The 21354-nt window shown below is 72.3% G+C and carries 17 protein-coding genes; 15 read left to right on the top strand and 2 right to left on the bottom strand.

What is annotated here, in order from left to right:
• The first annotated feature begins 146 nt into the window (after positions 1-146).
• From BFV98_RS20030 to BFV98_RS19990, 9 genes are all read left to right on the top strand, one after another.
• A complete protein-coding gene (locus BFV98_RS20030; protein ID WP_071097403.1) occupies positions 147-2000 on the top strand; it encodes a Wzz/FepE/Etk N-terminal domain-containing protein in 1854 nt (617 codons plus the stop codon).
• Positions 1997-3004, top strand: coding sequence for a DUF3048 domain-containing protein (locus tag BFV98_RS20025; RefSeq protein WP_013289271.1), 1008 nt, complete (start codon positions 1997-1999; stop codon positions 3002-3004). Before BFV98_RS20030 ends, BFV98_RS20025 begins: the two co-directional genes overlap by 4 nt.
• Positions 3001-4485 (top strand): O-antigen ligase, encoded by a 1485-nt coding sequence (locus BFV98_RS20020; protein WP_047890497.1) that lies wholly within the window; start codon positions 3001-3003, stop codon positions 4483-4485. The genes BFV98_RS20025 and BFV98_RS20020 overlap by 4 nt, the downstream gene beginning before the upstream one ends.
• Complete coding sequence (locus tag BFV98_RS20015) at positions 4485-5690, top strand: hypothetical protein (protein WP_013289273.1); 1206 nt, start codon at positions 4485-4487, stop codon at positions 5688-5690. The genes BFV98_RS20020 and BFV98_RS20015 overlap by 1 nt, the downstream gene beginning before the upstream one ends.
• 17 nt (positions 5691-5707) lie before the next feature.
• Positions 5708-6571: a sulfotransferase gene (locus BFV98_RS20010; protein ID WP_013289274.1), complete on the top strand. Its 864-nt coding sequence runs from the start codon at positions 5708-5710 to the stop codon at positions 6569-6571.
• Positions 6538-8151, top strand: a complete 1614-nt coding sequence (locus BFV98_RS20005) for an oligosaccharide flippase family protein (protein ID WP_013289275.1) — start codon at positions 6538-6540, stop codon at positions 8149-8151. The genes BFV98_RS20010 and BFV98_RS20005 overlap by 34 nt, the downstream gene beginning before the upstream one ends.
• Positions 8152-8179: 28 nt before the next feature.
• The gene (locus BFV98_RS20000) at positions 8180-9109 is read left to right on the top strand and encodes a sulfotransferase (protein WP_030272655.1); all 930 of its coding nucleotides are present in this window, start codon (positions 8180-8182) and stop codon (positions 9107-9109) included.
• 144 nt (positions 9110-9253) lie between these two features.
• Entirely contained in the window at positions 9254-10297 is a 1044-nt protein-coding gene (locus BFV98_RS19995) for a glycoside hydrolase family 26 protein (RefSeq protein ID WP_071097401.1), read from the top strand.
• A 188-nt stretch (positions 10298-10485) separates the two neighbouring features.
• Positions 10486-13572: a malectin domain-containing carbohydrate-binding protein gene (locus BFV98_RS19990; RefSeq protein ID WP_013289278.1), complete on the top strand. Its 3087-nt coding sequence runs from the start codon at positions 10486-10488 to the stop codon at positions 13570-13572.
• Positions 13573-13670: 98 nt separating this feature from the next.
• Here the strand turns inward: BFV98_RS19990 and BFV98_RS19985 are convergent, their stop codons facing one another.
• On the bottom strand, positions 13671-14063 hold the full coding sequence (locus tag BFV98_RS19985; protein ID WP_013289279.1) for a cyclic nucleotide-binding/CBS domain-containing protein: 393 nt from the start codon (positions 14061-14063) through the stop codon (positions 13671-13673).
• A gap of 112 nt (positions 14064-14175) precedes the next feature.
• On the opposite strand from BFV98_RS19985, the gene BFV98_RS19980 reads away from it, so the two are divergent.
• From BFV98_RS19980 to BFV98_RS19965, 4 genes are all read left to right on the top strand, one after another.
• Positions 14176-14631, top strand: coding sequence for an NUDIX domain-containing protein (locus BFV98_RS19980; protein ID WP_030272661.1), 456 nt, complete (start codon positions 14176-14178; stop codon positions 14629-14631).
• 70 nt (positions 14632-14701) lie between these two features.
• Positions 14702-15433, top strand: coding sequence for a sugar phosphate nucleotidyltransferase (locus tag BFV98_RS19975; RefSeq protein ID WP_013289281.1), 732 nt, complete (start codon positions 14702-14704; stop codon positions 15431-15433).
• Complete coding sequence (locus BFV98_RS19970) at positions 15421-16488, top strand: iron-containing alcohol dehydrogenase family protein (protein ID WP_013289282.1); 1068 nt, start codon at positions 15421-15423, stop codon at positions 16486-16488. Before BFV98_RS19975 ends, BFV98_RS19970 begins: the two co-directional genes overlap by 13 nt.
• A complete protein-coding gene (locus BFV98_RS19965) occupies positions 16463-17185 on the top strand; it encodes a CDP-alcohol phosphatidyltransferase family protein (RefSeq protein ID WP_071097399.1) in 723 nt (240 codons plus the stop codon). Before BFV98_RS19970 ends, BFV98_RS19965 begins: the two co-directional genes overlap by 26 nt.
• Before the next feature lie 57 nt (positions 17186-17242).
• On the opposite strand, the gene BFV98_RS19960 is transcribed toward BFV98_RS19965, so the two are convergent.
• A complete protein-coding gene (locus BFV98_RS19960; protein ID WP_030272663.1) occupies positions 17243-18511 on the bottom strand; it encodes a glycosyltransferase family 4 protein in 1269 nt (422 codons plus the stop codon).
• A gap of 136 nt (positions 18512-18647) precedes the next feature.
• On the opposite strand from BFV98_RS19960, the gene BFV98_RS19955 reads away from it, so the two are divergent.
• Together BFV98_RS19955 and BFV98_RS19950 are read left to right on the top strand one after the other, a co-directional pair.
• Positions 18648-19508 (top strand): Fpg/Nei family DNA glycosylase, encoded by an 861-nt coding sequence (locus BFV98_RS19955; protein WP_013289285.1) that lies wholly within the window; start codon positions 18648-18650, stop codon positions 19506-19508.
• 325 nt (positions 19509-19833) lie between these two features.
• Positions 19834-21339, top strand: coding sequence for a sugar transferase (locus BFV98_RS19950; protein ID WP_013289286.1), 1506 nt, complete (start codon positions 19834-19836; stop codon positions 21337-21339).
• The last annotated feature ends 15 nt before the right edge of the window (positions 21340-21354 follow it).

Raw genomic sequence — 21354 nt, 5'->3', positions numbered from 1 at the left:
TACGCGGGCTGCCCACACCCGGGCAGGCTTACCGGAACGTGAGCAGACTTTCCCTCGTCGTTCGGATCGGGGACACTCAAGGCCACGGTCAGGTCCAGCTGTGCCGTGGACTGCCCGGCTCGGTCGAAAGGGAGCGACAGACTCTGATGCCCTCACCCCATTTGGCCGAGAGCGACGCCGACGGTCTTGCCCTGATGGCCTACCTGGGCTGGCTGCGCCGCCGCTGGTGGATCCTGCTGCTCGCCGCGGCCCTCGGTCTCGGTGGTGGGCTGGCGCTGAACCAGATCCAGGAGGCGCGCTACACCTCGACCACCTCGCTGCTGGTGCGCCCGCTCGGCTCGGGCGCGGAGAGCAACCCCAACGCCAAGGTCAACCTCGACACCGAGGCCCAGGTGGTCCGCTCGCTGGTGGTGGCCGAGCGGGCCAAGGCGCTGATGAAGGTCGACACCGGTGCCGACCAGCTGGTCAAGTCGGTGACCGTCAAGGTGCCGCCGAACAGCCAGATCCTCCAGGTGGCGTACGAGGCGAACAGCCCCGAGGGCGCCCAGTCGGGCTCGCACGCGTTCGCCCAGGCGTATCTGGACCTGCGCAAGGCCACCGCGCAGAAGGCGCTGGAGAACGAGACGACCGCGCTCAAGCAGCAGATCGCCGAGCTGCAGAAGCAGCTCAGTGCCGTCGCCGGGCGGATCGCGGCGTCGCCGTCGAACTCGCCCGAGCGGGAGCGGGCCGAGGCCGAACGGAGCCTTCTCACCAGCCAGATCACCGGCCTGAACAACCGGCTCAGCCCGCTGGTCTCGGCCGGCTCCGACCCCGGCGAGATCATCTCCGACGCCCGTCTCCCCGACTCGCCCAGCTCACCGAACCGCACGCTCAACCTCGCCAGCGGCATGGGCGCGGGCCTGCTGCTCGGCATCGTGCTGGCGCTCGTGCTGGACCGGCTCGACACCCGGATCCGGCGTGGTCGTGACATTTCCGACCGGGTCGGCCTGCCGCTGCTGCTGGAACTGCCGGTGCGCGCGCCCTCGCTGGCCGTCCTGCCGGCCACCCACCGGGTCTCCCGCGAGCTGGGCCGGCTGCGCAACGTGCTGCTGTCCGCCGTGCCCGAACCGGCGCAGGGCGGGCGCGGTCGCCAGTTGCTGATCTGCGACGCCTCGACCGGCACCGCCGCCGGATTCGTCGCCGCCAACCTCGCCGCCGCGTACGCCCGTACCGGCCAGCAGGTCGCGCTGATCACCACCAAGCCCGACTCGACGGTGGGCGCCATCACCGGCGTGGCCGAGGGCCGGCACAACCTGGCATCGGTGCTGCGCCGCGACGTACCCCCGCTCAAGGCGCTCGCGCCGGTGCCGGGGCTGGGCCAGCTCCGGGTGCTGGTGCCGGGCGACCTGGACGCGGAGGTCGAGCTGCCGGTCGCCGGTCTGCTGGAGATCATGCACGAGCTGTCCGCGCGCTTCGACCACGTGATCATCGAGACCGCGCAGCCCACGTTCGCCGTAGAGGCCCAGGCCCTGGGCCGGTACGTCGACGCCGTGATCATGGTGGCCGAGGCGGGCAAGACCCGCAGCGGTGAGATCACCGCCGCCCTGCAGCAGTTCGAGCAGGTGAACGCGCCGGTGATCGGTGCCGTGCTGGCCCCGCGCCTGCCCGCCCCGGTGGCCGGCGCCGCCCGGCCGGCGTCCTCGGGCGGTGCGAGCAGCACGTCGGGCACGTCGGGCGCGCCGAGCACCCCGGCGGCACCGGCCAACCGGCCCAAGCCCCGGCCGAGCCCCGGCCCGTCCGCCGAGTCGACGATGGTGCTGCCGCGCATGCAGTCGTCCCGCCCCGCCCCGGCGAAGCCGGCACCGGGCAAGGCCACCCCGCCGCCGAACCCCGGCAACCCAGGCAACCAGGGCATGCCGGGTAAGCCGGTGCCGCTCAACGGCACCGGCGGCACGTACCGCTCCCGGGGTGACGGCGACGGCCGCAGCTACGCGCTCGACTCCGGCGAGGACCTGGGGTGAACCGCCGGCAGATGCTCCGCGCCGCCATCGCCCCCGCCGTCGTCCTCGGCGTTGGGACCGGGTGCAGCGAGCCCGAGCCCAAGCCGGGCAAGGTCCAGGTGGTGGACCCGGGCGACGTCACCGCCTCGCCGTCATCGGCCAGTGCCTCGCCGACCCTGCCCACCGGCCCGCTGACCGGCGCGCCGGTGAGCACCCCGGCCGCCGCCACCCGCCAGGCGGTCGCTGTGCCGCTGCGGGTGAGCCCCGCGACCACCCCGGCCGGCCTGGACGCCGCCGACCTGGTCTACGCCGAGTTCGCCGAGTCCGACACGCTGCACCTGACCGCCGTGTTCCACTCCAAGGACGCCACCAAGATCGGTCCGGTCACCGAGATCCGGCCGGTCGACATCCGGTCGCTCGCGGTGCTGCGCCCGTTCGTCGGCTACGACGGCGGCCCCACCGGCTTCCTCACCCAGTTCGAGAACTCCGACCTCGACGGCGTGACGCCCGACGACGACAGCAAGGTCTTCTCCGGCGACTACACGTCGACCGCCGCGCTGCTCAAGGCCGCCCCGAAGGGCGGCCAGCCGCCCACCCCGCCGATCGACCACGCCGGCGAGGGCGACGCGCTCGCCGCCCGCGACCTCGCGCCGGCCACCGAACTCACCGTCACCGTCTCCGGCGGCCCGCCGATGGTCTGGCGGTACGACCAGGCCAAGTCCGTCTGGGTCGGCAAGGTCGGCAAGGTCACCGTGACCGCCGCCTCCGTCATCGTGCTGACGATGGAGTACCGCACGCTGGACGTCCGCAACCCGTCCCCGCGCTCGCTGCCCTCGGCGAACGTCTTCGGTGAGGGCGCGGTGCTGGCGGTGTCCGGGCCGAACAGCGCGAAGGGCCGGTGGCGCAAGCCCGGCCTGGGCATGGTCTGCACGCTCGCCGACACCGGCGGCGATCTCCTGCACCCCCAGCCCGGCAACGCGTGGGTGATCTACGCGCCGACCACCGCCAAGGTCACCGTGAAATGAGCACCGCCACCCCGCCCCGCACCGCGCGCGGGACGGTTCCGGTCGGAGCGGTGTCGCCGCCGGACGGGAACCGCCTGCGGCCGGTGACGGTACGGCCGGAGAGCTGGTCGTGGCGGCTGCCGACGGCGTGGCCGCTGATCTCGGTCTTCCTGCTGTACCCGCTGTGGTGGGTGCTCGGCGTGTCGAGCTTCGTCTTCGTCATCTTCGCGGTGCCGATGGTGGTGCAGATGCGCAAGCGGGGCCCGATCCGGGTGCCGCCCGGCTTCGGGATCTGGATGGTCCTGCTGCTCTGGGTGTTCCTGTCCGTGCTCACCCTCGACCTCACCGCGCCGAACACGCTGCCACCCGGCGGCAGCGGCAAGTACATCGGCTGGGGCATCCGGCTCGCCAACTACGTCGCCATGACCGTGACGATGCTCTACGTCTACAACCTGCGGGAGCGGGAGCTGTCCCAGCGCCGGATGGTCCGCCTGTTCGGGTTCATGGGCGTGGTCGTGGTACTCGGCGGCTGGATCGGCTCGCTCTTCCCGAACCTCACGTTCGTCGCGCCGCTGCGATTCGTCCTGCCCCAGTCGATCGCCGGTCACCCGTACGTCACCTCGCTCATGGAGATCAAGTTCGCCCAGGTGCAGCAGGTGATCGAGGGGGAGGCCAGCTCGCCCCGCCCGTCCGCGCCGTTCACCTACACGAACTCGTGGGGCCAGAACACGGCCATCCTGCTGGTCTGGCTGATCGTCGGCTGGGTCGTGCTGGGCAAGCCGATGCGCCGTACCGCGGGCGTGGCGATCGCCCTGGCCGCGATCTTCCCGATCGTCTACTCGCTGAACCGGGGCCTCTGGATCGGTCTCGGCATCGCCGCCGCGTACGTCGCGCTGCGGCTCGCGCTGCGCGGCCGGATGGTGGTGCTCGGCGGGCTCGCCCTGGCGGTCGGGCTGATCGGGGTGCTGATCGTCGCCACACCGCTCGGCCGCACCTTCGACGAACGCCTCCAGAACGGCCACAGCGACGACATCCGGACCACGCTGTCCCAGGGCGCGGTCGCCGCGGCCAACCACTCGCCGATCCTCGGGTACGGCGGCAACCGGGCGCTGATCGGCAGCAACCGGTCCATCGCCATCGGCAAGTCCGAGGACTGCAAGCAGTGCGGCAACCGGGAACTGGGCAGCAACGGCCAGGTCTGGGCGCTGCTCGTCGGGCAGGGCTGGGTCGGCGCGATCTGCTACAACGCCTTCTTCATCTACTGCATCTGGCGCTACCGCCGCGACCACAGCGCGATCGGCATCGCCGGCACGCTCGTGCTCATCCTCATGCTCTTCTTCCAGTTCACCTACGGTGCGATGGAAGCGACACTCGCCTACGCCCTGATCACTGTCGCCCTGCTGGCCCGCAACGACCGGATACGCCGGTCGCTCGCGCCGGCGCCACCCCAGGGCACGATCGCCGGGCTACGGGCCCGACTGGAAAAGACCGGTGACAGCTGATGGTGTTCCGCGTACCCCCGGACGGCGACGGCCGTGCCGCGTACCTCGGTGAACTGGCCGGGCTGATCTGGCCCGCGCCGGCCGAGCCAAGCCTGCGCCGCGGCGGCGCCGGCTGGGTGGTGGTGCCCTCGGCGTCCCGCCCCCGGCTGCTCGTGCCCACCGGCTCGGGCCGGGCGGCGGCGAGCGCGGTCCGGCACTCCACCGAGGCGGTCGGCCGCAAGGCCAAGCTGGTCCGGCAAGGCCTGTCCACCGCGTTCCGGCTCGGGCTGGGCCCACTGGTGTTCCGCGACCGGCTGGTGGTCGACGGCGGCGGGCTGGACGCGCACCTGACCGAGGTGCTCGGCGAGCCGGCGCTGGTGAGCCTGCACATCGGGCCGGCCCGGGCGAACCGCAAGCCGGTGCTGCAACTGCTCGCCCCGGACGGCCGGGCCCTCGGGTACGCCAAGCTCGGCGTCGACCCGCTGACCCGCGCGCTGGTGCACGCCGAGGCGGACGCGCTGCGCCGCCTCGCCGAGGTGCCGCTCGGCCCGGTGGTCCTGGCCGGGGTACGCCATCACGGCGACTGGCACGGCCACGCGCTGCTGGTGCAGGAGGCGCTGCCGGTACGGCTGCCCCGGGCCACCCCGGCCGCCGCGGAGGCGGCCGAACGCGACGCGATGGTGGCGGTCGCCGGCTGTCTCGGCGTACGCCGGCAGTCGTGGGCGGCCAGCGGGCACGCGGCCCGGCTCACCGAGGCGGTGGACGCGCTCGGGCCCCGGCCGGAGGCCGGGCGGCTGCGCGCGGCGCTGAAGTCCGTCGCGGACGCCGACCCGGTGGTGGCCTTCGGCGCCTGGCACGGTGACTGGAACGGCGGCAACAGCGCCGTGCTGGCCGACGGCCGGGTGCTGGTCTGGGACTGGGAGCGGTTCGAGGCGGACGTGCCGGCCGGGTACGACGCGCTGCACCTGGCGGTGCAGGGCGCGATGAGCCACGACGGGGTGGAGCCGGTCGAGGCGGCCCGAGCGCTGATCGCCGGCGCCGGGGCCACCCTGGCGCCGTTCGACCAGACCGGCGGGGGCGCCGATCTGGTCGCCGTGCTCTACCTGGTGGAGCTCGCGGCGCGCTACCTGCGGGACCGGCAGGCGGAGGCGGGTGCGCGACTGGGGCACGTCGACACCTGGCTGCTGCCCGCCGTCGAGGAACACCTGGCCCGCCGGGCCGGGTGAGAGTGAGGAGTGGGGACGTGACGCTGGCCAAGGAGCAGGCGCTCCGCGCGGTGAAGTCGGTGAGCCGGACGGTCGGCCGGCTGACCGCCGGTTCGCGGATGGTGCCGGGATTCCTGATCGTGGGGGCGCAGCGCTGCGGCACCACCTCGCTGTTCAAGACGCTGTCGCAGCATCCCGGTGTGCTGCCGCCCGCCTACCACAAGGGCGTGCACTACTTCGACATGGACTACCACCGGGGGATGAGCTGGTACCTCGGGCACTTCCCCACCACCGGCAAGGCCGAGGCGGTGAAGGCCCAGATCGGGGTACGCGGGATCACCGGCGAGTCCAGCCCGTACTACATGTTCCACCCGCTGGCCGGGCAGCGGATCGCCCGTGACCTGCCCTCGGTGAAGCTGCTGGTGCTGCTGCGTGACCCGGTGGAGCGCGCCTACTCGGCGCACTCGCACGAGCTGGCCCGGGGCTACGAGACCGAGACGGACTTCGAGCGGGCGCTCGCGCTGGAGGAGTCCCGTACGGCGGGCGAGCGGGAGCGGATGATCAGCTCCGCGTCGTACGCCAGCGAGCACCTCCAGCACAACGCGTACCTGGCCCGCGGCCGCTACATCGAGCAGCTGGAGCGCCTGGAGGCGCTGGTCGGCCGGGACCGCATGCACGTCATCGACAGCGACGACTTCTTCGCCGACCCGCGCCCTTCCTTCGACGCGGTCTGTGACTTCCTCGGGCTGCCCCGCTGGGCGGACATCGCGTTCGGCAAGCACAACTCGCGCTCCCGTTCGCCCATGTCGGCGGAGCTGCGGACCCGGCTGGAGGACCACTTCGCGCCGTACGACGAGCGGCTGGCGACGTGGTGGGGACGCGTGCCGTCGTGGCGGCGGTGACGCGGGCGGACGCCGGCGGCACCCCGACGCTCACCGCACCGCCCCCCGGGCCGGGCGCGGGGCTGGGCGGCGCGGCCCGGCAGGGCTTCGCCAACCTGGTCGGGGTCGGGCTGGCCGCGGTCGCCGGCTTCGGCCTGAACATCGTCATCGCCCGCGGCTGGTCGGTCCGCGAGGCGGGCATGTTCTTCGCCGCCACCAGCGCGTTCATGATCGCCGCGTCGGCGGCCCGGCTCGGCACCGACGTCGGCACCGTCTACTTCGTCAGCCGCCAGCGCACGCTCGACCGCCGCGACCAGATCCGGGGCACCATCCTGGTCGGGTTGCTGCCGGTGCTCGTGGTCGGCACGCTGCTCGGGCTGGCCGGCTGGCTGGCCGCACCGGCGCTGGCCCGGGCCACCATGCCGGAGGCCGGGCCGGAGGCGGTGACCGCGCTGCGCATCCTGCTGGCGTTCGTGCCGCTGGCCGCGCTGAACGACTACGCGCTCGCCGCCTGCCGCGGCTTCGGCCAGATGCGCCCGCTGCTGACTGTTGAGCGGCTCGGCCGCACGCTGGTGCAGTTCCTGGGTGTGGCGGTGGCCGCCTGGCTCGGCATGTCCGCCACCGTCGCGCTGCCGCTGGCCTGGGTGGTGCCGTACCTGATCGCCGCGGTGGTCGCGCTGTTCTGGCTGAGCCGGCTGGTCGGCCGGGCCGGGCGGCAGGTGACCCGGCCGGTGCCGGCGCGCGAGCTGGCCGGGCCGTTCTGGCGGTTCACCGGGCCCCGCGCCGTCAGCAGCCTGGCCGCGATCGTGGTGCAGCGGCTGGACATCGTGCTGCTCAGCGCGCTGCGCGGCCCGGCGGACGCGGCGATCTACACGGCCGCGACCCGGTTCCTGGCGCTGGGTCAGCTCTCCAGCGTCGCGCTGTCCAGCTCGGTGCAGCACCGGCTGGCCGCCGCGTTCGCCCGCGACGACCGGGCCGAGGCGCGCCAGCTCTACCAGGCCGCCACCGGCTGGCTCGTGCTGCTCTCCTGGCCCGCGTACCTGATCTTCGCGGCGTTCGCCACGCCGATGCTGGCACTGTTCGGATCCGGGTACGGCGACGGCCGCCGGGTCGTGGTGCTGCTGGCGCTGACCATGCTGCTGGCCACCGGCTGCGGCATGGTCGACATGGTGCTCAACATGGCCGGGCGCACCGCGTGGACGTTCTACAACGCGATGACCGGCACCGTGCTCAACGTGGTCGGCAACCTGGTGCTCATCCCGCGGTACGGCATCCTCGGCGCGGCCCTGGCCTGGACCGTCTCCATCCTGGTCACCAACCTGGTGCCGCTGACCCAGCTCTGGTGGTCGATGCGGCTGCACCCGTTCGGCGCCGGTACCCGGGCCGCGATGGCGCTGGCGGTGGTCACGCTGGGTCTGCCGCTCGGCCTGGCGACGCTGCTCGGCGCCGGTCCGCTGGTACTCGCGCTGGTGACGGTCGCCGGGCTGGTCGCGTACGCGACGGGCGTCTGGCGCTGGCGGCGCACCCTGCACCTCGACGCGCTGCGCGCCCTCCGCCGCGGCCGTAACCGGGCCGGGGCGGACCCGGCCGCCCAGTCCTGACCGATCCTGCGCACCGATGGGACCTTCGATGACAAGCGACTCCCCCGCCCCGCACTCCGGCCTGTCCACCGTGAAGGCCGCGAAGCTCGCCGCGGTCGGTCTCCTGGCGGACCGCAAGGAACGCCGCGAGCTGGAACGGCCGGTCGAGGGGGGCGGCCGCCGGCTCACCCTGAAGGTGGAGCGTCCGATCTTCATCCTGGGCGCCCCGCGTTCCGGCACCACGTTCCTCGGCAGTTGCGTCGGCGCGCTGCCGGACGTGTCGTACCACTTCGAACCGCGCCTGACCAAGGCGGTCGCCCGCTGTGTCTACGAGGGAAGCTGGACGCCGCAGCGGGCCGCCCGCTACTTCCGCGGCTACTACGGCGCGCTGCTCGCCGCGTCCGGGCACGGCGGCCTGCGCTTCGCCGAGAAGGACCCGGAGAACTGTTTCATCGTGCCGTTCCTGACCGAGGTCTTCCCGGACGCGGTCTTCCTGCACGTCTACCGGGACGGGCGGGACGTGGCGGTGTCGCACGCCGAGCAGCCCTGGCTGAACGCGGCGTCCACCGGCACCGGCCGCAGCGGCCGGGGCGGTACGCCGTGGGGCGCCGCGCCCCGGTTCTGGGTGGAGCCGGAGCGGCGCGAGGAGTTCACGCAGGTCTCCGACCTGGGCCGGTCGGCCTGGATGTGGCGGCGGTTCACCAGCAGCGCGCTCACGCAGCTCGCCGAGCTGCCCGCGGAACGGGTGCGGCACCTGCGGTACGAGGACATCGTCACCCGCCCGGCCGAGGCGGCCGAGGTCGTGGCCGACTTCCTGGAGGTCGGTGACCCGGCCGGGCGGGAGGCGCTGCACGCCCGCTTCGCCAAGGCGCGGCCGGGCTCGGTGGGCCGGTGGCGGCAGCGACTGACCGAAAAGGATCTGGCCGACGTGATGGCTCAGGCCGGGCCGCTGCTGACGCAACTCGGCTACCCCGCCTGAGCGCCGCGTCACAGGTAGAGTGCCAGGGGTCGCCCGCCCGGCCCGGCGTGCCTCTCCGCCCACGCGGATCCGTCAGGGCCCCCATACCGTGGCCGGCGACCGTCCTGGGGAGAGGTTGCGGTGGTACGACGGTTACGACTGACGATGGCTGCCGTGCTGGGCCTGGCATTCCTGGCCCCGGCCGTGGCGGCCTGTGACATCGGCTCGGAGCGATCCGACGAGACGGCGACGGCGGTGCCGCCCCCGCCGACTGTGACACCGCGGACCGCTCCGGTCCGCACCACCGGGTGGGGGCCGGAGCCGCCGGAGAAGGGGGCCTGGCTCGGCACCTGGGTCAAGCCGCAGTACCACAACGCCAGCGGGCGGGCCGCGGCGTTCGACGCGTTCAACCAGGCGGCCGGCGGCAAGCTCGCCATCGCGCACATGTTCCACGAGTGGAACGAACCGTTCCCGAGCGCCACCGAGAAGTTGTTCCAGTCCCGGGGCAAGCTCCAGATGATCTCGTGGCAGGGCACCGACACCCGGTCCACGGTCAGCGGCGTCTACGACGCGCTGATCCGGGAACGCGCGAAGGACGTCAAGGAGTTCGGCGTTCCGGTGCTGCTGCGTTACCGGTGGGAGATGGACCGGCCGAACCTGGCCGCGAGCATGCACTCGCCGGAGGACTACGTCGCCGCCTGGAAGCACGTCCGCGGCATCTTCGCCGAGATGGGCGTCACCAACGCCGGGTGGGTGTGGTGCCCGCACGCGGACGGGTTCGCCGAGCCGCAGCGCCGGGCCGCCGCCTACTACCCGGGCGACGACCAAGTCGACTGGCTCTGCGCGGACGTCTATCCCAGTCCGGAGTGGAACAGCTTCTCCAACCGGATGGACCACTTCATGGCGTTCGCCAAGAAGCACCCGCGACCGGTCATCATCGGCGAGTACGGCCTGACCCAGGACGGGCGGCCGGGCCAGCGGGCCGAATGGATGCGCGAGGTCGGGCCGTACCTGAAGAAGCACCCGCAGATCAAGGCGGCGGTCTACTTCGCGGCCCGGCAGACGGAGAAGCCCATCTACGACAGCACCTTCGGCAACGACCCGGAGAGCGAGCAGGTATTCCGGGAGATGGCGACCGATCTGTACTTCCAGCCGCCGATGCCCGACCTGAGTGTTTCCTCAGGAACACCCTCCGTGTCCACCAGGTGATCGTCGTTCGTCTTTTCGTGTGACCCGGTGCGTTTCCTCGGTCAAAAAGGCCCAACCCGGGTGGACGGGCGACGGCCGAATGCGAGAAGGTATTGCTCTCACGTCTGCGGTCGGTCGGGTGACGCCCCGCCTCATGTCGGCACCGACCACGATCGCAGCGCCTCCGACGTTTCCCCCCGGAGTAGCCTGTGGCTTCCTCGATCCTGAGACACCGCTCGGTGTCCGCCTTCGGCGCTGCCGTGCTCGGCATCGCCACCTTGTTCACACCGGTACCGGCGCTCGCCGCGCCGGCCGCGGCGCCCGCGCCCGACCACAGCACGATGGTCGGCGAGGTGCCCTCGGAGAAGACGCCGAACATCAACGACGGCAACGTCGTGGCCATCCACGACGCCGGCAGCAAGGTGATCGTCGGCGGCTCGTTCACCAACGCGCAGAACCGGGGTTCCTCACCCACCCCGGTCGAACGCCGCGGACTGCTCGCCTTCGACAAGGCGACCGGCAAGATCGACAACGCGTTCGCGCCGGTGCTCGACGGTGACGTCACCGCCGTCATCGCCGGCCCGACCCCGGGCACGGTGTACGTCGCCGGCAAGTTCAACAAGGTCGGCGACAAGAACTTCCGCAAGCTGGCCCTGCTGAACGTCGCGGACGGCACCCCCGTCGACGGGTTCAAGGGCCCGGCGTTCAACGGCACCGTGAACGACATCGCGCTCGTCGACGGCCACCTGCTGGTGGGCGGCATCTTCACCACTGTGACCGCGACGACCAACCGCAACGGGCTGGCCTCGCTGAACCCGACCACCGGCGCGGTGGACGACTACCTCACCGTGTCGCTCACCGAGCACCACAACTGGACGCCGACCAACAACGGCGCCTCGGCCGGTGTCGGTACGGAGAAGCTCGCCGTCTCCCCCGACGGCAAGCACCTCGTGGTGATCGGCAACTTCAAGAAGGCCGACGACGTCGTGCACGACCAGATCGTGCGGATCAACCTGGGCGAGAGCTCGACGACCGTCGCCGACTGGAACACCGACGGCTACTCCGCGGCCTGCAAGTACGCCGCGTTCGACTCGTGGGTGCGCGACATCCAGTTCTCCCCGGACAGCAAGTACTTCGTCGTGGTCACCACCGGCGCGTCGTACCCGGGCACGCTCTGCGACTCCGCGGCCCGCTGGGAGACCGCCGCCAGCGGCGACGGCCAGAAGCCGACCTGGACGAACTTCAGCGGCGGCGACACCTTCCTCTCGGTCGGCATCAGCGAGAAGGCCGTCTACGTCGGCGGTCACTTCCGCTGGTCGAACAACCCGCTCGCCCGCGACAAGGCCGGACCGGGCGCGGTGCCGCGGGCCAGCATCGCGGCGCTCGACCCGGTGAGCGGCCTGCCGCTGTCCTGGAACCCGGGCCGCCACCCGCGCGGCTACGGCGTCACCGAGATGCTGGTGACCCAGGAGGGCCTCTGGCTCGGCAGCGACCAGGAGTACATCGGCAACTTCGACTACCAGCGCAAGCGGCTCGCCTTCTTCCCGCTGGACGGCGGCAACGCCCCGCACTCGACCAGCACCAAGGGTCTGCCGGGCAACGTCTACCAGGCCGGTCGCGCGGCGCAGACCGAGGTGCTCTACCGGGTCAACGCCGGTGGTCCCGCCATCCCGGCCACCGACGGCGGGCCGGACTGGGCCGCCGACAGCGCCACCGAGCCCAGCCCGTACCACAACACGGGCAACCAGGTCACCAGCTACACCACGAACGCGACGTTCGACCCCACCGTGCCGGCGAGCACGCCGGCCACGCTGTTCAACACCGAGCGGTGGGACGAGGCGACCGCGCCGGACATGCAGTGGGACATCCCGGTCGCGGCCGGCACCCGGGTCGACGTCCGGATCTACATGGCCAACCGCTGGTCCGGCACGAGCAAGCCGGGCGCCCGCAAGTTCGACGTCAGCATCGACGGCGTGCTCAAGCTGAACGACTTCGACCCGGTCGTCACCGCCGGCGGGACCGACCGCGGCACCATGCAGTCCATCTCGGTGGTCAGCGACGGCGTGGTCGACATCGACTTCGGCCGGGTGCTCCAGAACCCGCTGCTGCACGGCATCGAGATCGTCAAGACCGCGCCCACGCCGGACGCCTCCGACGTGCTCTACCGGATCAACGCGGGCGGCGACCAGCTGGCCGCGCCGAGCGGCCCGGCCTGGGCCGCGGACACCGCCGCCGCGCCGAGCACCTACCACAACGCCGGCAACCAGGTGACCAGCTACACCACGAACGCCTCCCTCGACGGCACGGTGCCGTCGGGCACCCCGGTGGAGCTGTTCAACGCGGAGCGGTGGGACGAGTCGCCCGCGCCGGACATGCAGTGGGACTTCCCGGTCCCGGCCGGCACGCCGGTGCAGGTGCGGCTCTACCTGGCGAACCGCTGGGCCGGCACCGCCACCGCCGGCAAGCGCAAGTTCAACGTGACGATCGACGGCGTGGTCAAGCTGAGCAACTTCGACCCGATCGCCGCGATCGGCGCCACCAACCGGGGCACCATGCGCGCGTTCCCGATCACCAGCGACGGCAACATCGACATCGACTTCGGTCGCGTCCTGGAGAACCCGCTGGTGCAGGGCATCGAGATCGTCAAGCTGCCCCCGGTGCCGCCGGCCACCACCGTCGACAGCATCACCAAGCGCACGTACGACGGTGCGACCTCGGTCGGCAACGCGATGTCGGTGCCGAACGCGGACAACACCGGCTGGTCGGGCGTCAAGGGCGCCTTCTGGGTCGGCGGTGACCTGTTCTACGGCGTCGGCGGCGACCTCTACAAGCGCTCGTTCGACGGCAGCGAGTTCGGCACCCCGAAGAAGCTGGACCCGTACCACGACGCCAAGTGGGACCTGGTCGTCACCGGCTCCGCGCCGGAGGGCTCCACGTACGCCGGCATGACCGGCAACTTCTCCGCCGAACTGCCGAACGTGACGGCCATGTTCTACAAGGGCGGCCGGATCTACTACTCGCTGGCCGGTCAGAGCACGCTGTTCTGGCGCGGGTTCGCGCCGGACACCGGCACCGTCGGCGCCGAGCGCAACACGGTCACCGGCACCACGGCCTTCGCCGACGCGGGCGGCCTGTTCCTGGACGGCGACACGCTCTACGTCGTCTCCCGGAGCACCGGCACCCTGTCCTCGATGGCGTGGTCCGACGGCGTGCCGACCGGCTCCGCCACGGTGCGCAGCGGTCCGAGCGTCGACGACGTGGACTGGCGCGGCACCTCGGTCTTCGTCGGCCCCTGACGGGCGGGCACGACCGGAACGGAACAGATACGACGATGGCCCGGCCGATATCGGCCGGGCCATCGCCCTTTCCCCGGCGCCGATCGCGCCGGGCCGGATCAGGTACGGGTCGGCGCGTGCTCGCCCGCCCAGACCCGCATCAGGTCCCGTACCGAGATCACTCCCGCCACCTCCCGCCCGTCGAGCACGACCAGGTGACGGAACCCGCCGCGGGCCATCGCCGCGGCTGCCTCCTCGACCGTCCAGTCCGGGCCGGCGTAGACGACGTCCCAGGTCAGGTGTGCCCCGGTGCGCTCGACATCCGGGTCGAGCCCGGCGCCGATCGCCTTCAGCACATCGCGTTCGGTCATGATCCCCACTCCCTCGGAGTCCGGGTCGATCACGACCGCCGACCCGACACCGCGGGCCGACATCATCCGGGCCGCCTGCCGGAGCGTGTGCTCCGGCCCGACCACCAGTACCTCGCTGGACATCGCTTCCCGTACCTGCATCACACATCACCCCTGTGGGACGGCGACTGAGTACGGACATGGTGGGCCATCGATGCGTACCGGGACAAGAACGGGCATCGCCGGAGACGGCCCGGATGGCTACTGTCGGAGGGTGCCCACCGAGCCCCTCCGCTGCGCCGGCGCGCTGATCGTCGACGACGACGGCCGCATCTTCATCCAACGCCGATCCCCCGAGCGACGCCTCTTCCCGAACTGCTGGGACATCGTCGGCGGCCACCTCGAACCGGGCGAGGAGATCGACGACGCGCTGCGCCGGGAGGTCACCGAGGAGACCGGCTGGGCCCTGTCGCACGTGCTCGGCCTGGTCGGCGAATACCGGTACACCGCCGACGACGGGCTGACCCGGGTGGAGACCGACTTCCTGGTCCGGGTGGACGGCGACCTGAGCCGGCCCCGGCTGGAAGCCGGCAAGCACACCGAGTTCCGCTGGCTTGCGGAGTCGGAGATCGCGCTGCTCGACGAGCACCGGAACGTCAACGACGGAATGATCCGGCGGATCGCGGAGGACGGCTTCGCGGCGCTGCGCTCGATCGGGCTGACGGGCTGAACCACTGCCGGTCGGTGCCCGGCGATATCCTCGCCGGGTGGAATCGGGTCGAGAAGAGGAGCGTGTCGGCATGATCGGGATGGTGCTCGCCGCAGGTGCGGGGCGCCGGCTGCGGCCGTACACCGACACCCTGCCCAAGGCCCTGGTGCCGGTCGACGGGGAGACCACCATCCTCGACATCGCGCTGCGCAACCTCGCCGAGGTGGGGCTGAACGAAGTCGTGATCGTGGTCGGCTACGCGGCCGACGCGGTGCGGCAGCGCCAGGCCGCCCTGGAGGAGAAGTACGGCGTCACGATCACCCTGGTCCACAACGACAAGGCCGAGGAGTGGAACAACGCGTACTCGCTCTGGCTGGCGCGTGAGCACTTCTCCCGTGGGGTGCTGCTCGTAAACGGCGACACCGTGCACCCGGTGAGCGTGGAGAAGACGCTGCTGGCCGAGCGCGGCCCGGGCATCCTGCTCGCCGTGGACACGCTCAAGCCGCTGGCCGAGGAGGAGATGAAGACCACCTTCGACGCCGCCGGCCAGCTCACCCGGATCACCAAGCTGATGGACCCGGGCGAGGCGTACGGCGAGTACATCGGCGCGACGCTCATCGAGCCGCAGGTGGCCGAGCCGCTCGCGGACGCGCTGGAGGCGACCTGGCGGCGCGACCCGAACCTCTACTACGAGGACGGCTACCAGGAGTTCGCCGAGCGCGGCGGCGAGGTGCGGGCGGCCCCGATCGGCGACGTCTCCTGGGTCGAGGTCGACAACCACGCCGATCTGGCCCGGGCGCGGGAGATCGCGTGCCGCTACTAGCCCGCAGCGTCCTCACCCCGCTGCACATCGACGTGCGGCGGGGCGCGGTGGCCGATCTGGCGGCGATCCTCTCCGACGGGCGGATCTCGGCCGGTGGCGACGTCGCCGTGGTGGTCGGGCCGGGGCAGGGCGAACGGATCGCCGAGCTGATCCGGCCGTCGCTGCGCTCGGCCGACGTGTTCACGGTGGCCGGGGGGACGCTCGACGCCGCCGACGACCTGGGGGCGAAGCTGCGCACCCGGTCGTACGACGCGGTGGTCGGCATCGGCGGCGGCAAGACCATCGACGTGGCCAAGTACGCGGCGACCCGGCGCGGGCTGCCGATGGTGTCGGTGGCGACGAGCCTCGCCAACGACGGCATCGCCTCTCCGGTGGCGAGCCTGATCACGGAGGGCCTGAAGGGCTCCTACGGTGTGCACATCCCGATCGCGGTGATCGTGGACCTGGACTTCGTGGAGGCCGGGCCGGAGCGGCACAACCGGGCCGGCGTCGGCGACGTGGTGAGCAACATCAGCGCACTGGCGGACTGGGAACTGGCCCGGCGGGTACGCGGTGAGCGGGTCGACGGGCTGGCCGCCTCGCTGTCGCGCGCCGGCGCCGAGGCGGTGCTCAACCACCCGGGCGACATGAGCGACGACGGCTTCGTCACGGTGCTCGCCGACGCGCTGATCTCCAGTGGTCTGGCGATGGCGATCGAGGGCACCAGCCGGCCGTGCAGCGGCGGCTGCCACGAGATCATGCACGCGATCGACGCGCTGTTCCCCGGCACCGCCTCGCACGGCGAGCTGGCCGGGCTCGGCGCGCTGTTCTGCACGTTCCTGCGCGGCGACGAGCGCCGGTTCGCCGAGATGGCGGCCTGCCTGACCCGGCACGGGCTGCCCCGGCTGCCGGCCGAGGTCGAGCTGACCGACGACCAGTTCGTCGAGGCGGTGCAGTTCGCGCCGGCCACCCGGCCGGACCGCTACACCATCCTCGAACACCTCGCGATGTCCGCTACCGAGACGCGGGAGCGGCTGGCAGACTACGCCGGTGCCCTCCGCGACCACATTGGCTGAGCCCCGTCCCACCGTCGCCGACTTCCACCGGGTCAACCGGGGAGGCGGCCTGTTCAGCGAGTCGATCAGCCAGTGGATCGGGGCGGCCTTCGCGCTGGCCGCGCAGCGCCTCGGGTTGCGCCCGACCGCGCTGACGCTCGCCAACCTGGTGCTGGGGCTGGCCGCCTCGGTCACAGTGGTGGCGCTCGCCGACGACGTGGCCGCCGGCACCGTACCGGCCTGGGTGGTCGGGCTGGTCGCCCTGGTCGCCTGGCAGATCGCGTACGCGCTGGACTGCGCCGACGGGCAGCTCGCGCGGGTGACCGGTCAGGGCAGCGCGGCCGGTGCCCGGGTCGACGTGCTCTGCGACGTGGCCGCCCAGATCGCGCTGGTGGCCGCCATCGGCGCGACAGCCGTGGCGCAGCGCCCGTCCACGCCGGTCTGGCTGGTGGCGGTGTTCGCGGGCACCTGGATGGTCAACCTGGTGACCTCGGTGATGCAGTCGGGGCCGAACGCGGCGAGCATGGTGACCTCGACCTCGCTCCCGGTACGCCTGGTCAAGCTGGTCCGCGACTACGGCGCGGTGATCTTCCTGGCCGGCCTGGTGCTGGCCTTCACCCCCGCGCTGGCGCTCTGGCTGATGGTCGCGTTCACCGTGGTCAACGGCGGATTCCTGCTGGCAAGCATCGCCTTCTCCGCCCGCGCCTCCCTGCGGTAAGGAAGGGCCCCTTCTTAACGCCTCGTGCATTGAAAGGGGCCCTTCCTAACACCTCGGTCAGCGCGCGGGACGACCTCCGGCCAGGCCGGCGTAGATGTCGATCAGGCGCTTCGTGATCACGTCGGGGTGGAAGGTGCGCTCGTAGCGGGACCGGGCCGGGCCGGCGAGCATGCGTGCCTCGGCGGCGGCCAGCGGCAGCGCGGCGGCGAGCACGTCCACCTCGGGCGCCACCACCCAGCCGGCCTCGCCGCGCTGCACCCCTGACGGCAGCGCGACCCGCCCGTCGCCCGGTGCCGCGGTGGCCACCTCGGCCGGGCCGGTACCGGCGGGCTCACGCGGGCCGTCCGCGCCCACCAGGTACGGGATGCCGCCGAGCGCGGTGCCGAGCACCGGCCGCCCCGACGCCAGCGCCTCGATGATCACGGTGGGCAGCACGTCGTGCCAGGTGGAGGTGGCCAGCACCACGGAGCTGTCGGCCAGCGCCGCGCGTACCCCGGAGCGGTCGAGCTGGCCCAGGTAGAGCACGTCGGGCCGCTCGGCGGCGGCCGCCTCGGCGAGCGGACGCAGCTCGCCGTCACCGGCGATGCGCAGCGGGCCGAGCGCGCCCACGGGGTGCCGGCGCCACGCCGCGAGCAGCAGATCGAGGCCCTTCTCGGGGCTGAGCCGGCCCATGAAGAGGAAGCCGTTCCCGGACGGCGCCGGGGCACCCGGGTCGGGCACCGCGTTCGGCTTGACCACGATCCGCTCGTCCGGGATGCCGTAGTCGCGCAGATGATCAGCGACCGCCGTGGTGAGCGCGATGTACCGGTCCACCGACTTCCAGGTGGGGCGGTGCACGGCGAGCGTGGTCGCCATCAGCGCGCTCTGCGCCCGGGAGTTGCGGTAGCAGCGGTGCACGATCGCCGGTACGCCCAGCGTCCGCCCCCGGCAGTCCTGGCAGATCACGCCGTCGCGGAAGTAGAGGCCCGAGGAGCAGACCTGCCGGTAGTTGTGCACCGTCTGCACCACCGGCACGCCGCGCTTGTGCGCGGTCCGCACCACCCAGGGCGAGAGCAGAGGGTACGGGTTGTGCAGGTGCAACACGTCCGGCCGGTGCTCGGTGAGCAGGCGGTCGAGGTCGTGCTGGGCCTTCGGCGCCCAGATCGGCGAGATCGGCAGCAGCGCCTTGGCCGGCTTGGACATCGACGGGATCTCGTCCGAGCTGCGCAGGAACGGCAGCACCTCCACGCCGGCGGCGGCGAGCTGGGCGATCTCCGCGTCGACGATGGTGTTCTCGCCGGAGGGCTGGGCTTCCCGGTACCGGTTGTGCGCCACCACGATTCTCACAGAGCTCGCCTTTCGTTCGCGACTGTGCCGATCTCTGCTCGCGGCTGCGGGGCTCGCAAGCTCACTCCTCGCGCTCGCGCATGAGACTCGCAAGCTCATTCCTCGCGCTCACGGGAAAGAAGGCTACCGTTGTACCGTGCCCGAACTTCCGGAGGTGGAAGCGCTCGCCGGTTACCTGCGCGAGCGTGCGGTGGGCCGCCGCGTCGAGCGGTTCGAGGTCGCCGCGATCAGCGCGCTGAAGACGTACGATCCGCCGCCGAGCGCGGTCGCCGGCCGTGCGGTCACCGGCGCCGGCCGGTACGGCAAGTTCCTGGACGTGCGGTTCGACGAGGGTCTGCACCTGGTGGTCCACCTGGCCCGGGCGGGCTGGCTGCACTACCGGGAGGCGTTCCCGGCGACGACCCCGCTGCGGCCCGGCAAGGGCCCGATCGCGGTGCGGGTACGCCTCGACGACGGCTCCGGCTTCGACCTGACCGAGGCCGGCACCCAGAAGAAGCTGGCCGCCTACCTGGTCACCGACCCGGCGCAGGTACCGGGCGTGGCGAAGCTCGGGCCGGACGCGCTGGAGGCGGACCTGCCGACCTTCGCCGAGCGGCTGCGCAGCCGCCGGGGTCAGGTGAAGGGCGTGCTGACCGACCAGTCGGTGCTCGCCGGGGTGGGGAACGCGTACTCGGACGAGATCCTGCACGCGGCGCGGCTCTCCCCGTTCGCGATCACCGACCGGCTCACCGACGACCAGCTCGCCGGTCTGCACGCGGCGACGCGGACGGTCCTCGGCGACGCGGTACGCCGGTCGATGGGGCAGCGGGCCGCGGAGCTGAAGGGCGAGAAACGTTCGGGCCTCAAGGTGCACGCCCGCAAGGGGCTGCCGTGTCCGGTCTGCGGCGACACGGTGCGGGAGGTCTCGTTCGCCGATTCGAGCCTCCAGTACTGCCCCACCTGTCAGACCGGTGGCAAGCCGCTGGCTGACCGAAGGTTGTCCCGCCTCGTACGGTGAGTAATGGCATTCGCCGGTTACCGAGTGGAATCGACCCGGGATCGCCGATGCTCCCGGTCCGCCCCTCTACCCGAGCCGTCATCCATCGGTATAGTGGCTCGGTCCCCGGCTTCACAACTGATTCGGAGCCGGCCAGATCTCACCGAGCACCAGCGGAACGGCTTCCTCGCGGGGGCCGGTCCGGGCCGGGCCCGCGTGGGAGACTGGGACGGTGAGCGACCCGGGCCCTCACGCCGAGTGAGGACGCGGGTCATGCGGGAGGACATGGGTTGAGGTGACGACAAGCCTCCAGCGCCCGGTAACCGACAGAGGCCGGAGCAAGAGCGTGCGGCACGTCGACAGCTTTGAGATCCAGCCGCCGACTCCGCCGTCGCACAACGGCGTACCCCGGTCGGCGTGGGCCCGAGCCCGGCGCCGGGTGTCCCGGTGGCACCGGCCCTACATCGCATTCCTGCTGCTGCTCGACTTCGGCGCGGCCGCCCTGGCCAGCTTCCTGGCCGTGCAGATCTTCGAGCAGGCCGCCTCCGGCTTCCGGAACGCGCCCGAGGCGTGGTTCTACACCGTGGCCTTCGCGCTCCTGCCGCTCGGCTGGGTGCTCATCCTCTGGGGCAACCGGGCCTACGACCGGCGCTACCTTGGCCTCGGCCCGGACGAGTTCAAGCGGGTGATCCGCGGCGGCGTCGCGGTCGCCGCGACGGTCTCGTTCCTCGCCTTCGCCACGAAGACCACCCTGTCCCGCTGGACGGTCGGCTTCGCGCTGCTCGGCGCCCTGCTGCTGATCCTGCTCGGCCGCATGATCGCCCGGGCCTGCCTGCACGCTCTGCGCCGCCGCGCCGGCCACGCCGGGCACCGGATGGTGCTCGTCGGCACGCTTCCGGAGTGCCTGGAGGTCTACACCACAGTCACCCGGAACCCGTCCGTCGGCCTCGTGCCGGTGGCCATCCACCTCACCGACGGGTACGCCGCCGCGCGCGGCCTGGAGACCCCGGTGCCGGTGTACGCGGGCCGGGACGTACTGGCCCTGGTGCGTGAGGTCGGCGGCGACACGATCGCGGTCTGCGGCTCGGCCAGCGCCGAGCCGGGCGAGCTGCGCCGGCTGGCCTGGCAGTTGGAGGGCTCCGGCGTCGATCTGGTGGTTGCGCCCCAGCTCACCGACATCGCCGGTCCCCGGGTGCACATCCGCCCGATCGAGGGCCTGCCGCTGCTGCACGTCGAGGAGCCGACCCTGTCCGGGCCGGCGCTGCTGGTCAAGAACCTGATGGACCGGGTCGCCGCCGGGCTGGGCCTGCTGCTGCTGGCCCCGCTCTTCCTCGCCATCGCCGTCGCCATCCGGATCTCCGACCCCGGGCCGGTCTTCTTCCGTCAGCCCCGGGTGGGGCACGAGGGGCGGACGTTCCGGGTCTGGAAGTTCCGGACGATGTACGTCGACGCCGAGGAGCGGCTGGCCGGCCTGGTCGACCAGAACGAGACCGACGGCATGCTGTTCAAGATGAAGCAGGACCCCCGGGTCTTCCCGGTGGGCCGCTTCCTGCGTGCCACGTCGCTGGACGAGCTGCCCCAGCTGATCAACGTGCTCTGGGGCGAGATGTCGCTCGTCGGCCCGCGCCCGCTGCCCGCCGACGACGGCGACTTCCTCGGCGACGTCCGGCGCCGGCTGCTGGTCCGGCCGGGCATGACCGGTCTGTGGCAGGTCTCCGGCCGCTCCGACCTGTCCTGGGACGAGGCGGTCCGGCTCGACCTCTACTACGTCGACAACTGGTCGCTGGCGTACGACCTGAGCATCCTGTGGCGGACCGTGGGCGTGGTGCTGGCCCGCAAGGGCGCGTACTAGCGCTACCGGGCCGGC

The sequence above is a fragment of the Micromonospora sp. WMMB235 genome (genome assembly GCF_001855515.1).
Classification (GTDB): Bacteria; Actinomycetota; Actinomycetes; order Mycobacteriales; family Micromonosporaceae; genus Micromonospora; species Micromonospora aurantiaca.
This window is presented reverse-complemented; position numbering and strand designations above follow the sequence as displayed.

What these genes read in the sequence shown, in the direction of transcription:
- BFV98_RS20020 (WP_047890497.1), top strand. Translation starts at nt 3,001, where the DNA reads ATGAGCACCGCCACCCCGCCCCGCACCGCGCGCGGGACGGTTCCGGTC.
- BFV98_RS19995 (WP_071097401.1), top strand. Translation starts at nt 9,254, where the DNA reads ATGGCTGCCGTGCTGGGCCTGGCATTCCTGGCCCCGGCCGTGGCGGCC.
- BFV98_RS19985 (WP_013289279.1), bottom strand. Translation starts at nt 14,063, where the DNA reads ATGCAGGTACGGGAAGCGATGTCCAGCGAGGTACTGGTGGTCGGGCCG.
- BFV98_RS19975 (WP_013289281.1), top strand. Translation starts at nt 14,702, where the DNA reads ATGATCGGGATGGTGCTCGCCGCAGGTGCGGGGCGCCGGCTGCGGCCG.
- BFV98_RS20000 (WP_030272655.1), top strand. Translation starts at nt 8,180, where the DNA reads ATGACAAGCGACTCCCCCGCCCCGCACTCCGGCCTGTCCACCGTGAAG.
- BFV98_RS20015 (WP_013289273.1), top strand. Translation starts at nt 4,485, where the DNA reads ATGGTGTTCCGCGTACCCCCGGACGGCGACGGCCGTGCCGCGTACCTC.
- BFV98_RS20030 (WP_071097403.1), top strand. Translation starts at nt 147, where the DNA reads ATGCCCTCACCCCATTTGGCCGAGAGCGACGCCGACGGTCTTGCCCTG.